This window comes from Kitasatospora sp. MY 5-36 (assembly GCF_001182915.1).
Taxonomy (GTDB): Bacteria; Actinomycetota; Actinomycetes; order Streptomycetales; family Streptomycetaceae; genus Kitasatospora.
In genome coordinates this window covers 1-12,968 of sequence record NZ_LFVW01000334.1, presented here as the reverse complement: position 1 = coordinate 12,968, position 12,968 = coordinate 1, and the positions used below count along the sequence as shown (strand labels likewise).

Here is a 12,968-nt window from a genome sequence, read left to right as displayed (position 1 = left end):
GTGCCCGCCGTGCAGGTACCAGGCGCCGCCGCACAGCTCGTCGAGCACGCCGGGGCGCGAGTCCGCCGCGCGGAGCCTGCGCAGCACCGCCTCGGTGGGGTCGGCCGCCCAGTCGATCCGGCGCTCCTCCTGGCGCAGCGCGGGCCGGGTCCGTACGGTGCCGCTCCAGCCGGGGCCGGACTGCGGCTCCGGCGCGTACCCGCCGGAGGCGAAGCGTTCGACGGCGAGCAGCGCGGCCGCCACCGCCGCGTCGGCGACCTCGTTGCGGTACAGGTCGCTCTTGCCGTACCCGGGCAGCCGGCAGGGCACCCAGGCCCAGACCGGCCCGGCGTCCAGCTCCGCCTCGGCCTGCAGCACCGTGACGCCCCAGTCGGTGCGGCCCTCCTGGACGGCCCGGTCGAGGGAGGACGGGCCGCGGTCGCCCGGCGGGCCGGGGTGGACGACCAGGCAGGTGAGCTGTGACCAGAGCCCGCGCGGGATCGCCGTGCGCAGCATCGGCGCGAGCACCAGGTCGGGTTTCAGGCGGTGCACCGCGTCGAGCAACTCCTCGTCGTCACCGGCCAGTTGGACGTCCACGGTGTGGAGCCGGTCGCGCAGTTCGGCGTGCAGCCGCTGGCTGAGGCTGTTGAACGCGCTGGCGAGGAGAAGAATCCGCATGTACGACTCCGACGGGGTGGGGTTCCGGGAACCCGGCGATCATCGCTTCCGCCCCCGTGACGCCCCGTCCCGTCCGGTATGTCGCGCCGCGCGTTCACCCGAGCGGCCGGAGCCGGGCGGCGGGGCCGAGCGGGTAGCATGTAAGGCATGAATCCGAATAGTGACCCTTACGAGATCCGTCCCGGCGTGCCCACCGTCGAGGTCTTCCGCCGCCTGCGCACCGACGCCGGCCTCTCCGACAAGGCCCCCGAGGCGGTCGCGCTCGCCCTCCCCAACACCTGGTACGGCGTGGTCCTCCGCCACGAGGGCGAGCCCGTCGGCATGGGGCGGATCATCGGCGACGGCGGCACCGCGTTCCAGGTCACCGACATCTGCGTCCACCCCGCGCACCAGGGCCACGGCCTCGGCAAGCGCATCATGGCCGCGCTCACCGGGGAACTGGAGCGCCGGGCACCCGCCACCGCGTACGTCTCGCTGATCGCGGACGGGCCCGCGCGCTTCCTCTACGAGAAGTTCGGCTTCGCGGACACGGCCGCCCACGACTCGATCGGCATGTACCGCCTGATGGGCGGGCGCTGACGGCCCGGACTGTCGGTGGCGCGGTGTGTACTGGTGCCCGACCCGCCGCCCGCCCGCACGACCCCGGAGGCACCCCGATGGCCCGACTCCACGTCCGTTCCGGCCTCGACCCCGACGAGCCGGACACCCCGGCGGCCGCCCTGGTCGTCGACCCCGAGGGCACCCCGGGGGAACAGGCCCTGGAACGCCTCGGCGGGCACTGCTACGAGGGCGACGAGGTCCTCTACCTGGTGCAGACCGACGGCTGGGCCGAACACAGCTACGACGGGGGCCTGCTGACCGTCGCCGTCGCCGTCCACCCGGCCGTCCTGGAACGGGCGGAGATCGACCCGGCCGGCTTCCCGCTCCGCTCGGCCGCCGACCCGGCAGCCGTCCTCGTGCTGCGCGCCGAGACCGCCGTCGCCCCGGCCGTCGCCGAGCGGCTCGCCGAAGGCGCCGCCGTCCTCCTCGGCCCGCCGGACACGCCGCTCGACGACCTGCTCGGCCCCGACGGCGACTGGCCGATCATCCTCGCGGGGCCCCCGCAGCCGTAGGCGGCCGCTTCGGCCATCCGCCCCGCCGGTTTCATCCGGCCCGGAGACGGCGGAGGGCGCGCCTACGTCCTGCGGCGGCGCAGCAGAAAGGGCCCTTCCGGTGGCGACCGGCGGGGCCCTTCTCCCACGCCGAAGCGTGGGCGTGTCACTCGGAGTCGGCGACCACCTGGATCTCGTCCTCCCGAAGGATGAGGTGCTCCTCGCCTTCGATCGTGATCTCGGTGCCCGCGTACGCACCGGACGGCTTCTTGTCCGTACCGGACGCCGTCGCCTTGCTGTCCCCGGCCATGTCTCCTCCTTTCGGTCGACACGGTGTCGACCCGCGCCGATCCTGCCATGACCAACCGTCACCGGGCCATCGCCCTCGGTGGAGCAGGGCAGCCCTGCCGAGGCCAACCTGTCGATGGCATCGGCGACTTGATGTCATTTCAGAATGTCGGACGCGCCGCCGACGACGCACCCCGCTCAGGGTCAGGTCGACTGACGCCGCTCCCCGTCCGGGTCGCCGAGGAGGTCGGTGACCAGGTGGCGGGCGTAGGCGGGGGTGAGGCCGGAGGGGCGGAAGAGGATGCGGTACATCAGGGGGGCGACGAGGCGGTCCATGGCGGTCTCGACCTCGGGGGTGTCCTCGCCGCGGGCGCGGGCCCGGGCGAGAACGAGGCCGAGCTGGTCGGCGGCGTAGGCCGAGCACTGGCCGGCGTTGCCGCCGTCCGGGTCGCCGAGGAGGGCGTCGCGGACGTAGGCGCGGCCGGAGGCGGAGGCCATCTCGTCGAGGAACTGTTCGGCCCAGGCGGTGAGGTCGGCGCGCAGGCCGCCGCGGTCCTCCGGTTCGGTGTCCGGGCGCAGCCGCTCCACCGCGACGTCCGACAGCAGCTCGGCGAGGTCGCCCCAGCGGCGGTAGACCGTCGACGGGGTGACGCCGGCCCGCTGGGCGACCATCGGCACGGTGAGCGCCTCGCGGCCCACCTCCGCGAGCAGTTCGCGGACCGCGGTGTGCACCGCCTCCTGGACGCGGGCGCTGCGCCCGCCCGGGCGGGCCATCTGGCGAGGACTCATACCGTCATCTTAAAGCGTCGCCTTTGCGTTAAGGCGGGCCGGGCCCGGTCAGACCACCGGTGCGAGCGCCCGCGCGGGCTGCGTGCGCTCGTAGGCGTGGCCCACCCGCAGCAGCGTGCGCTCGTCGAAGGGCCGTCCGAGCAGTTGCAGGCCGATCGGCAGGCCCGCCGCGTCCTGGCCGGCCGGGACGGTCAGGGCGGGCAGGCCGGTGACGTTGGCCGGGGCGCAGAGCCGGACGTAGGCGTCGGCGACGCCCTCGGAGGTGCCGTCCGGCCAGGTGACCGTCTCCTGGCCGGCCCGGACCGCCGTGGTCGGCACCGTCGGGGCGGCGATCACGTCGACCTCCTCCAGGATCCCCGCCCACGCGTCGCGGATCAGCGTCCGGGCGCGCTGGGCGCGCAGGTGGTCGCCCGCGTCGATCAGCTCGCCGGCCTCCAGCAGGACCCGGACGTCCGCCTGGTACAGCTCGGGGACGGTGCGCAGGGTGCGGGCGTGGTAGGCGGAGGCCTCCGGCGCCACCAGGCCCCACAGGGTGGGCAGGAGGTAGCGGGCCAGCGGGACCTCCACCTCGACGGGCCGGGCACCGAGCGCCTCCAGCCGCGCGACGGCGTGGTGGACGGCGGCCGCCACCTCCGGGTCGACGTGGTCGACGTAGTGGTTGACCGGCACGCCGATCCGCACGCCCGTCAGGTCCGGCTCCCGCTCCGGCCGGTAGTCGACGGCGGGGGCGGCCACCGAGGCGGGGTCGCGCGGGTCGCGCCCGGCGAGGGCGGCCAGGACCAGCGCCGCGTCCTCCACGGTGCGGGTGATCGGGCCGACGTGGTCGAGCGACCAGGACAGCGGGGTGACGCCGTGGCGGGGCACCAGCCCGTAGGTCGGCTTGAGGCCGACCACCCCGTTCAGCGCGGCGGGCACCCGGATGGAGCCGCCGGTGTCGGTGCCGAGGGCGAAGGTCGCCGCCCCGGCGGCCACCGCGACGGCGGACCCGCCGCTGGAGCCTCCGGCGACCCGCTCGCGGTCCCAGGCGTTGGCGGTCTGCGGGGTGGTCAGGCCGTAGGCGAACTCGTGGGTGTGGGTCTTGCCGGCCAGGACCGCGCCGGCGGCGCGCAGCCGGGCGACGACGGTGCTGTCGGCGGCCGCGCGATGGCCGTCCCGGACCCGGGAGCTCGCGGTGGTGGGCGATCCGGCGACGTCGATCAGGTCCTTGAGCCCGACCGGGACGCCGTGCAGCGGCCCCCGGTACCGGCCCCGGGCGATCTCCCGCTCGGCCTCGCGCGCCGCGTCGCGGGCCTGTTCGGCGGCGACGGCGACGTACGCGCCGAGGTGCGGCTCGACCCGGTCGATGCGGCCGAGGACGGAGTCGACCAGCTCGACGGGGGACAGCCGCCGCTCCCGGATCCGCGCCGAGGCGGCGGCGATGGTCAGCTCATACGGCTGCATCGGGGTGCCCCCCTTCCGCGCGGAAGGCGGCGGCGGGCGGGGTGTCCCCGAGGTCCAGCTCCCGCAGGACGGCGACGACGGACCGGATGTGCCCGGCGGTGGCCGCCACCGCGGCGTGCCGGTCGGCCGGCAGGTCGAGCCCGGCCCGGGCGGCCCGGCGGGCCGCCTCGGGCGGGGGGAGCTCCGCATTGGTCGGGGGTGGTGCGAGGCACCACGAGGCATCCCCGCCAAAAGCTAAGGGTTTGCGTTAGCGAGACTGTAGGTTCTATGGTCGCGTTAACGCAAACGAATGGCTTTTGCAGCGGAGGAACCGCCCCATGCCGAACACCCCTACCCCCTCCTGGACGGTCGGCGACCTCACCGTCCACCGCGTCGACGAAGTCCCGCTGCCGCCCGCCACCGGGCCGTGGCTGCTGCCCGACGCCACCCCCGAACTGGTGGCCGGCCAGGACTGGCTGCGCCCCGACTTCGCCGACGCCGACGGCGTGCTGCGCCTGGACAGCCACAGCTTCGCCGTCGTCGTGGACGGGCTGCGCGTCCTCGTCGACACCGGCATCGGCAACGGCAAGCAGCGGGCCAACCCGGCCTGGCACGACCTGCGCACCGACTACCCCGAGCGCCTGGCCGCCGCCGGCTTCCCGCCGGACTCCGTCGACCTGGTGGTCCTCACCCACCTGCACGCCGACCACGTCGGCTGGAACACCCGGCAGGTGGACGGCGCGTGGGAGCCCACCTTCCCCGGCGCGCGCTACCTCACCACCCGCGCCGAGCGGGAGTTCTGGGCCGGGTACCCCATGGACGAGGCGCGCGCGCAGCTGTTCCGCGACTCGGTGCTCCCGGTCGAGCGGGCCGGCCTGCTGGACCTGGTCGACGTCCCGGCCGAGGGCCTGCGGATCGTCCCCGGCCTGCGCCTGCTCCCCACCCCCGGCCACACCCCGGGGCACGTCGCCGTCGAACTGACCAGCCGGGGCCGGACGGCGCTGATCACCGGCGACTGCCTCCACCACCCCGTGCAGCTCGCCCACCCCGCCATCGGCGCCTGCGTCGACATCGACCCCCGGCAGTCCGCCGCCACCCGCCGGGCGCTGCTCGCCTCCCTCGCCGGTACCGACACCCTGCTGCTCGGCACCCACTTCGCCCCGCCCACCGCCGGCCATGTCCTCGCCGACGGGGAGGCCTACCGGCTGCGGCCCGTGCCCCCGACGGCCGGGGAGAGCGGCCCGCCCGTCGGCGCCGACGGAGCGCGGTGAGTGCGCACCGGGCGGGGCCGCCGAGTCGGCGCGCCGTCGGTTCGCCTCCGCTCGACCCCCTGACCGTCAAGTCGGCCCGTCCGAGCGCCGGTCCGATCGTCTGATGAACCGTAGGCTCGACGGCACCCGCTTCGCCGAACCGGGATCGGTGCCCGCTCTCCAGGGGGCGGGCGGGACGATTGAGACGGCAGGAGGAGTTGAGGACGCTGGAAGCGTTCGTCGAGCCCTTCGGGCAAGGATGGGTCCACTTCACCGACTTCGCCATCGCCCTGGTGCTGGCCAGCGCGATCGGCCTGGAACGGGAGATCAGACAGAAGGCCGCCGGACTGCGCACGTACACCGTCGTCGGCCTCGGGGCGGCGCTCTTCACCCTGGTGAGCAAGTACGGCTTCAGCGACGTGGTCCAGTCCGGCGTGGTCACCCTGGACCCGTCCAGGATGGCCGCCCAGATCGTCTCCGGACTCGGCTTCATCGGCGCCGGGGTGATCTTCGTCCAGCGCGGCTCGATCCGGGGGCTGACCACGGCCGCCACCGTCTGGCTGACCGCCGCGATCGGCACGGCGGCCGCCGCCGGACTGCCGCTGCTCGCCACCGCGGCCACCGCCGCCTACTTCTTCGTCGGCTACGTGCTGCGGCCGCTCACCCACCGGCTGCCGAGGCTGCGCACCCGGCCGGTCAGCTGCCACGTCACCTACACCGAGGGCAACGGCCTGCTGCGGCTGCTGCTCGCCCGGATCACCGCCGCGGGGTTCGCCGTGGCCGAACTGGCGACCGTGGACCGGGCCGGGCCGCCCGACGAGGGCGGCGGCGGTGTCGACGAGCGGATCGCGGAGGTGCACATCACCGTGCACGGCCGCGGGGACCTGTCCGCCCTCACCGCCGAACTGGCCCGCCTCCCGGGCGTCCTGACCTGCGCGGTCAGCCACGCCGAGGACTGAGGCCGGCTCAGTCCGCCGACCCGGCCGGCACCGCCGGCGCCACCGGGGGCGTCCGGACGGCGAGCAGGGCGGTGTCGTCCGTCAACCGGCCGCCGGTGTGCCGGAGGACCTCGGCCGCCACCTCGTCGACCAGGCGCCCGGGGTCGACCGCCCCGGGCCGGGCGGCCAGGCGCTCCAGGTGGTCGCGCAGGGCGAAGAAGGCGCCCGTCCGGTCGCGGGCCTCGGTCACCCCGTCCGAGACGATCAGGACCGTCTCCTCCGGGCCCAGGCTCAACCGCCGGACCTCCGGCAGCCCGCCGGCCAGCTGGGCCAGCCCGAGCGGTGCGCCGTTGCCCGGCGGCAGCTGGCGCACCCCCGCGGGGCCGAGGACGTGGGGGCTGTCGTGGCCGAAGTTGACCACCTCCCCCTCCCCCGGCGCGTCGGCCGGGAACCAGACGACCACCGCCGTGGCGAACCGCTCCTCCTGCTCCCCCAGCCGCTCCGCCAGCAGGTTCTGCCGGTGCAGCCGCTCCTCCAGCCAGGACGCGACGGTGGCCAGGTCCGCCTCGTGGAAGGCGGCCTCCCGGAAGCAGCCCACCAGGGCCGCCGCCGCGGAGACCGCCGGCAGGCCCTTGCCCTGGACGTCGCCGAGGATGACCCGCGCCCCGAACGGGGTGGCCAGCACGTCGTAGAAGTCGCCGCCCACCCGGGCCTCGACGTCCGCGGCCAGGTAGCGCGCCGCCGAGTCCACCCCGCCCCAGCCCGGCGGCACCGGGCGCAGCACCACCTGCCGGGTGGTCTCGGCCGTGCCCTGGAGGTGGTGGACGTAGGCGGCGGCCCGGGCGCGGAAGATGCTGATCGGCACCGAGACGGCGGCCCCCGCGATCACCAGCAGGAAGTCCTCGATCCCCTGGGACTTGCTCCAGATGCTGTCCAGGGCCGGGTAGGCGACGACGGCGAGGAGGGCGAACAGCGTGGTGGCCGCCGGCCCGCAGAGCCCGGCGGCCACCACCGGAACCATGGCCAGCCAGCTGACGGACGCGAACGTGGCGGGGGTGGCCGCGTCCACGCCCACCACCGCCGCGAGCACCGCCAGCGGCACCAGCCACGACCGGTGGCCGTACCTGATCAGCACCGGCAGCCGCGGCCCCGGCTCCTCGACGGAACGCGCCCGCAAGCCGTCCCTCCCGTTCTCGCGACGTCCCCCGCTGTTCGGGCGCCCCGCCCGGCGCGCAGCCGCCCGGCGGAGGTTGCGCCCAAGGTACGGGGCCCGGTCACGGCAGGGGTGGTGCGGCGGCGTGATGGGTCCGGCGCTCGCACGTTCGGCCCAGTCGGAGCACCGCCCGCGTCGCCCCGCCCGGGCCCGCCTCCGCTCCACCGCGTGCGGCTTTCCGAGTGAGGGGGCAGGGTGGTCCCGTACGGACCTGCCCGAACCACGCGGCGCCACCGGTGACCCGGCGGCCGGCCGAAGGAGGCGCCATGCGCACCCTGAAGATCCCCCGTCGGAGCCTGGCCCTGGCCGCGGCCCTCGCCGCCCTGCCGACCGCCGCGCTCGTCGCCCCGGCCCAGGCCGCGACCGGTGCCCGGACCGCGACCGCCGCCCCGCCGGTGTCCTTCGTGGAGCTCCCCGAGACCGCGCTGCCGCGCGACCACGCGACCCGGCCGATCACCGTCACGTACCGCAACGACTCCTCGGCCGACCGGACGGTGGCCCCGCAGATCCTCGTCGAGTCGCCGGACAACGGGCCCTTCCTCAACCCGGCGGGCATCCGGATCGAGGTGCTCTCCCCCGACGGCCACTGGCGCGCCATTCCGCTCGGCAGCCAGACCGGCACGCTGTACACCCGGCTCGTCCCGGCCAAGACCGTCCTGCACGGCCACCAGACCCTCACCGCGCACTACCGGGTCACCGTGGTCGGGAAGGCACCGCTCCAGGGCACGGTCGAGCCCCGGGTGGCGCTCTACCGCTGAGTCACCGGCCGCCCTGGGTCACCGGTGGCTCAGGGCAGCTGCACCGGCGTGAAGGTGCCGGCCGGGGTGCCCGCCAGCGCGCCGTCCATCGCGTCGCGCCAGATCGGGCCGGCCAGGGTGCCGCCGAAGGCCTGGCCGACCACCTGGCCGCCGATCCGCTGGCCGTCCAGCGGCTTGGGGTTGTCGGTGTCGCTGACCACGGTCGCGCCCGCCATCTCCGGGGTGTAGCCGACGAACCACACCTGGCGGCTGTCGTTGGTGGTGCCGGTCTTGCCCGCGCTGTCCCGGCCGGTGAGGCCGGCCGTCTGCCCGGTGCCGTCCTCGACCACGCCCTTGAGCATCGCGCTGACGGTGTCGGCGGTGCCGGCCGACATCACCGCCGAGCAGTTCGCCTGCGGCACCGCGAGCGGCTTGCCGTCGGGGCCGGTCACCGAGGCGATGGCGGTCGGCGCGCAGTAGGTGCCGTGGGCGGCGAAGGCCGCGTAGACGGCCGCCATCGTCAGCGGGGTCAGGTCGTTGCTGCCGAGCGTCATCGACGGGACCACCTGGAGCTTCTCGCCGCCCGCCTGCTGGGTGATGCCCAGCTTGTTCGTCATCCGCGCGACGTTACACAGGCCGGTGTCGGCCTCCAGCTTCGCGAAGTAGGTGTTGACGGACTGCGCCATGGCCGACTTCATGTCGAACCGGCCGGTGAGGCTCTGGCTGTCGTTGTGCACCTGCCCGGAGGACGGGAACCTCCCGCCCGAGCAGTCCGTCATGGCCGGCCACGGGATGCTGTAGTCCGTGGTGTAGGCCTGGTCGGCCGGGATGCCGCTCTCCAGGGCCGCCGCCGCGACGACCGGCTTGAAGGTCGAGCCGGTCGGGAAGCCGAGCCCGCCGCCCATGGCCTTGCCGGCGTTGTAGTTGATCTGGGTCTGGTGCTGCTTGCCGTCGACGCCGTACGGGCGGCTCTGGCCCATCGCCAGGATCTTCCCGGTGCCCGGCTGGACGATGCTCATCGCGGTCGCCGCCTGGTCGCCCGCGTCGACGTGGCCGGTGACCGAGGCCTGGAGCGCCGCCTGGGCCGTCGGGTCGAGCGTGGTGCGGATCTGCAGGCCGCCGCGCTTCCAGACCGCCTGCCGCTCGGCGGCCGACGCGCCGAAGGCCGGGTCGGTGAGCACCGTCTCGCGCACGTAGTCGCAGAAGAAGCCCTCGCCCTGCTTGGCCAGGATGCACCCCTGCTGCGGCGCCTGGACGTTCAGCCCGAGCGGGGCGGCGATCGCCTGCCGGGCCTCCTCCTGGGTGATGTGCCCGTACCCGGCCATCTTGCGCAGCACGGTGTCGCGCCGCTCCTTCGCCGCCGTCGGGTTGACCGTCGGGTCGTAGCCGGTCGGCGACTGCACCAGGCCCGCCAGCAGCGCGGCCTGCGGCAGGGTGAGGTCCGCGGCGTGCACGCCGAAGTAGCGCTGGGAGGCCGCCTCGATGCCGTAGGCCTGCTCGCCGAAGAAGGTGATGTTCAGGTAGTTGGTGAGGATCTGGTCCTTGCTCAGGGTCTCCTCGACCTTGATCGCGTACTTCAGCTCCTGGATCTTGCGGCCGACGGTCTGCCGCTGCGCCTCGGCGACCTTCTGCGGGTCGTCGCCCGCCTCCTCGACGAAGACGTTCTTCACGTACTGCTGGGTGAGGGTGGAGGCGCCCTGGGCGGTGGTGCCCGAGGAGGCGTTCTTGTCCAGGGCGCGCAGCACGCCCTTGAGGTCGATCGCGCCGTGCTCGTAGAAGCGGTTGTCCTCGGTGTCCACCAGCGCGGTCTTCACCAGCGGGGAGATCCGGTCCGCCGGGACGACCGTGCGGTCCCGGTCGTACACGGTGGCGATCGTGCCGCCCTGGGCGTCGAGGATCGTCGTGGCCTGGGAGAGCGGAGGGGTCTTGAAGTCGTCGGGCAGGCTCTGGAAGTCGTCCGCCGCCGACTGCGCGCCGAGCCCGACCGCCGCCACCGCGGGCAGCACCATCCCCGCCGCCACCACCCCGGCGACCACGCTGACCGCGACCAGCCGCGTCCCGTGTCCCAGCTTCCGTATGCCCGCCACCACCCGCAGTTCCGCCATGACGCGTGACCGTACGCGGCGCAGATGAGGAACTCCTTGGAAGCCCGGCCCGCCGCCGGGCGCGGACGGCGCACCCGGCGGCAGGCCCGTGGGGCGGGGTCAGCAGGCCTTGACGTACCAGACCGGCGCCCAGTTGCCGTTGGGGTCGCCGTAGGGGGCGCCGGGCGTGGTGTAGACGAGGTTCTTGGACTTGCCGTACATCTTCGCCTTGAGGCCGGTGGACTGGTTGTTGTACCAGGACCCGCCGCTGTTCATGCCGTCGGGGATCTCCTGGAGGATGCCGCAGTCGCTGAAGCGGAACATGAGGTGCTGGTAGTTGCTGTACTTGTAGCCGCAGATGTAGCCCTTGGGGCAGTCGGCCGGGGCCGCCGAGATGGCCGGCTGGGCGTTCGCCACGGGGGCGAGGAGCGTGGTGGCGGCGGCGAATCCGGCCGCGAGGACGATGCCGGCCTTGTGGACGAAGCGCATGGGGGACCTCCTGGGAGCAGTGACGTCGTGTGCGGGCGGCCGGGTCCGGCGCCCGCACCTCAGTCTCGGAGTCCGGGGCACCGCCGCTCGACGTGTTTCGGCCTGGCCCGAATCACGGACGCACCGCTCAACTCCCCTACGAACCGGGCACATCGGGAACGTCGGGCCCGTCGCCGAGCAGTCCGAGGCCGAGCGCGGTCGGGCTGTGCAGCGCGGTGTTGCGGTACCGGGAGGTGCCGATCAGCCTGGCCTCGCGCAGCACGGTGGCGTGCTCGCTGGCGCTGGAGGGGGTGATCCCGGCGAGGGCGGCGAGCTCCTTCGTCGAGCAGCCCGGGTGGTCGGCGACCACCCGCAGCACGGCGGCCCGGGTGCGCCCGAGCAGGGCGGTCACGGTGGGCCCCGACCCCGCCGGGGCCGGCTCGGGGCCGAGCAGGTCCGGCCAGCCCGCGGGGCGGCCGTCGTCGATCGGGAAGGTGACCGCGGGCTGGGGCAGGCCGTGGGAGTCGTCGCTGACCATGGCCCGCTTGGCGAACACCGAGGGGGCCAGCAGGACGCCCTGCCCCTGGAGCCGCAGGTCGTGGTCGACCCTGCTGCGGACCTCCAGCACCGGCGGCTTCCAGCGCATCCACCGGGGGCTGGCGCCGGCGAGCAGCAGCTCGACGCCCCCGCCGAGGAACTGGCGCATCCGCACCGCCCGGTCCGCGGCGTAGCAGTCGGTGATCCGCGACCAGTAGCGGCCGACCAGGTGCTCGTAGAGGAGGCCGAGGCTCTGGGCGAGTTCTTCGCGCAGCGCGCCGTCCTCGGCCAGGCGGCGGGCCCACCCGGGGACGGGCTGGTGCTCGGCGATCGCGGCCAGCTCCGCCGCGACGAGCCGGCCCGGGGTCGCCCGTACCCGCTCCAGCAGCTCCTCCGGCCGGCCTGCCACCGCGGGCATCAGGAAGGTCGGCCCCCAGCCGTCCGCCGGCGCCAGGGAGAGCGCCATCCGGGCCCGCTCGGGCAGCCGCCCCAGGACGCTCCGCCGCCACGGGTCCAGCCGCGCCGCACGGCTCCGGTCCTGTAGGGCCCGCGCCGCGGCCAGGAGTTCGGCGAAGGGCATCGGACCCGCCGGCCGGGTCCTGGCCAGGTCCTGGGAGGTGAAGTGGATCCGGTAGACCATGGGTTCCCTCCGGTGGCGGGCGACGCGGTCAGGTGCGTTTGAAGAACTCCACCTCCGCGAGCGCGATGGCGCGGCCGGCGCCGGTCCCGGCGGCCTCCCGGACGGTGAGCTTCACCTGGGTGACGTCGCTGATCCCGGTCTGGACGGTCTGCGGGCCCGGCTGGTCGTTGAGCGGGACCTGCTGGGTGTGGACCTCGCCGTCCTTCCCGGTGACCTCCAGGGTGAGGACGACGGGGCGGGCCTGCTGCTGGAACTGCTGGGGATCCGGGGAGGCCCCGGTGTGGACGATCAGGTCCACCAGCCGGAACGGGCCGCGGAAGGAGAAGGTGACGGAGTCCCCGATCGCGGGCGCGCCCCAGTAGGTGTTGCTGAGGCCGTCGTCGGCCAGGGTGGCCGGGTGGCCCTCGACGGCGGCGCTCGCCGAGGTGGCGGCGGGGGCGATCGGCGCGGTGCCGCGGACCTTGTCCAGGACGTCCTGGAAGACCCGCTGACCGGCCGGGAAGAGCAGGACCCCGGCCACGACCACCGCGACGAGCGCGAGCAGGGCGATGGTGCGGCGCAGCGCGTTGCCCGAGCCGCCGATCCGCACCCGGCGCCGGAACGGCCAGCGGGTGCGCCACCAGGGCAGTTCGGCGACGGCTTCGGTGGGGGTCAGGGGTGCGGCGCAGCGGCGGCAGAACTTCCGCCCGGGCAGGTTGGGCGTGCCGCAGCTGGGGCAGGGCGGGCCGTCCTGGGTCTCGACGGCCTCGGTCGCCCGGCTGACGGGGCGGGGCGCGACGGGCTTGGCGGGCTGGACGGCCACCGGGTCGGCCGGGGCTGCGGGGGCCTGCGCACCGGGGACCTGCGCTGCGGGGTCG

14 protein-coding genes and 1 pseudogene are annotated in these 12,968 nt (G+C 75.0%); 5 read left to right on the top strand and 10 right to left on the bottom strand.

Going from position 1 to position 12,968, the window contains the following annotated elements:
* Positions 1 to 657, bottom strand: a 657-nt coding sequence (locus AE652_RS21365) for a formyltransferase family protein (protein WP_049653936.1), incomplete at its 3' end; no start/stop codon positions are given.
* 147 nt (positions 658 to 804) lie between these two features.
* On the opposite strand from AE652_RS21365, the gene AE652_RS21360 reads away from it, so the two are divergent.
* Both AE652_RS21360 and AE652_RS21355 read left to right on the top strand, forming a co-directional pair.
* Positions 805 to 1,236: a GNAT family N-acetyltransferase gene (locus tag AE652_RS21360; RefSeq protein WP_049653934.1), complete on the top strand. Its 432-nt coding sequence runs from the start codon at positions 805 to 807 to the stop codon at positions 1,234 to 1,236.
* A gap of 77 nt (positions 1,237 to 1,313) precedes the next feature.
* Positions 1,314 to 1,769 carry a hypothetical protein gene (locus AE652_RS21355; protein WP_049653933.1) on the top strand — a complete coding sequence of 152 codons (456 nt, stop codon included), beginning with the start codon at positions 1,314 to 1,316 and terminating at the stop codon, positions 1,767 to 1,769.
* A gap of 145 nt (positions 1,770 to 1,914) precedes the next feature.
* On the opposite strand, the gene AE652_RS46485 is transcribed toward AE652_RS21355, so the two are convergent.
* The 4 genes and pseudogenes from AE652_RS46485 to AE652_RS48390 all read right to left on the bottom strand — a co-directional run.
* Positions 1,915 to 2,058, bottom strand: coding sequence for a hypothetical protein (locus AE652_RS46485; RefSeq protein WP_159028516.1), 144 nt, complete (start codon positions 2,056 to 2,058; stop codon positions 1,915 to 1,917).
* Positions 2,059 to 2,240: 182 nt separating this feature from the next.
* On the bottom strand, positions 2,241 to 2,825 hold the full coding sequence (locus tag AE652_RS21350; protein WP_049653931.1) for a TetR/AcrR family transcriptional regulator: 585 nt from the start codon (positions 2,823 to 2,825) through the stop codon (positions 2,241 to 2,243).
* A 48-nt stretch (positions 2,826 to 2,873) separates the two neighbouring features.
* Positions 2,874 to 4,265, bottom strand: coding sequence for an Asp-tRNA(Asn)/Glu-tRNA(Gln) amidotransferase GatCAB subunit A (locus AE652_RS21345; protein ID WP_049653929.1), 1,392 nt, complete (start codon positions 4,263 to 4,265; stop codon positions 2,874 to 2,876).
* Positions 4,252 to 4,449: pseudogene (locus tag AE652_RS48390) on the bottom strand (hypothetical protein); the annotation flags it as partial. The pseudogene AE652_RS48390 and the gene AE652_RS21345, both read right to left, overlap by 14 nt.
* Positions 4,450 to 4,582: 133 nt before the next feature.
* Here AE652_RS48390 and AE652_RS21340 point away from each other — a divergent pair.
* Both AE652_RS21340 and AE652_RS21335 read left to right on the top strand, forming a co-directional pair.
* Complete coding sequence (locus tag AE652_RS21340) at positions 4,583 to 5,515, top strand: MBL fold metallo-hydrolase (RefSeq protein ID WP_049653927.1); 933 nt, start codon at positions 4,583 to 4,585, stop codon at positions 5,513 to 5,515.
* 197 nt (positions 5,516 to 5,712) lie between these two features.
* Entirely contained in the window at positions 5,713 to 6,453 is a 741-nt protein-coding gene (locus AE652_RS21335; protein WP_234348470.1) for an MgtC/SapB family protein, read from the top strand.
* A gap of 7 nt (positions 6,454 to 6,460) precedes the next feature.
* Here the strand turns inward: AE652_RS21335 and AE652_RS21330 are convergent, their stop codons facing one another.
* The gene (locus AE652_RS21330) at positions 6,461 to 7,609 is read right to left on the bottom strand and encodes a PP2C family protein-serine/threonine phosphatase (protein WP_049653924.1); all 1,149 of its coding nucleotides are present in this window, start codon (positions 7,607 to 7,609) and stop codon (positions 6,461 to 6,463) included.
* A gap of 302 nt (positions 7,610 to 7,911) precedes the next feature.
* Between AE652_RS21330 and AE652_RS21325 the strand changes: the two genes are divergently transcribed.
* Positions 7,912 to 8,403, top strand: coding sequence for a hypothetical protein (locus tag AE652_RS21325; RefSeq protein WP_107086501.1), 492 nt, complete (start codon positions 7,912 to 7,914; stop codon positions 8,401 to 8,403).
* Between the two features lie 29 nt (positions 8,404 to 8,432).
* Here the strand turns inward: AE652_RS21325 and AE652_RS21320 are convergent, their stop codons facing one another.
* The 4 genes from AE652_RS21320 to AE652_RS21305 all read right to left on the bottom strand — a co-directional run.
* Entirely contained in the window at positions 8,433 to 10,487 is a 2,055-nt protein-coding gene (locus AE652_RS21320; protein WP_049653938.1) for a transglycosylase domain-containing protein, read from the bottom strand.
* A gap of 99 nt (positions 10,488 to 10,586) precedes the next feature.
* Positions 10,587 to 10,955 carry a hypothetical protein gene (locus AE652_RS21315; RefSeq protein WP_049653922.1) on the bottom strand — a complete coding sequence of 123 codons (369 nt, stop codon included), beginning with the start codon at positions 10,953 to 10,955 and terminating at the stop codon, positions 10,587 to 10,589.
* Positions 10,956 to 11,091: 136 nt separating this feature from the next.
* Positions 11,092 to 12,111 (bottom strand): winged helix-turn-helix domain-containing protein, encoded by a 1,020-nt coding sequence (locus AE652_RS21310; protein ID WP_049653919.1) that lies wholly within the window; start codon positions 12,109 to 12,111, stop codon positions 11,092 to 11,094.
* A gap of 28 nt (positions 12,112 to 12,139) precedes the next feature.
* On the bottom strand, positions 12,140 to 12,968 hold an 829-nt coding region (locus AE652_RS21305), incomplete at its 5' end, for a zinc-ribbon domain-containing protein (protein WP_049653916.1).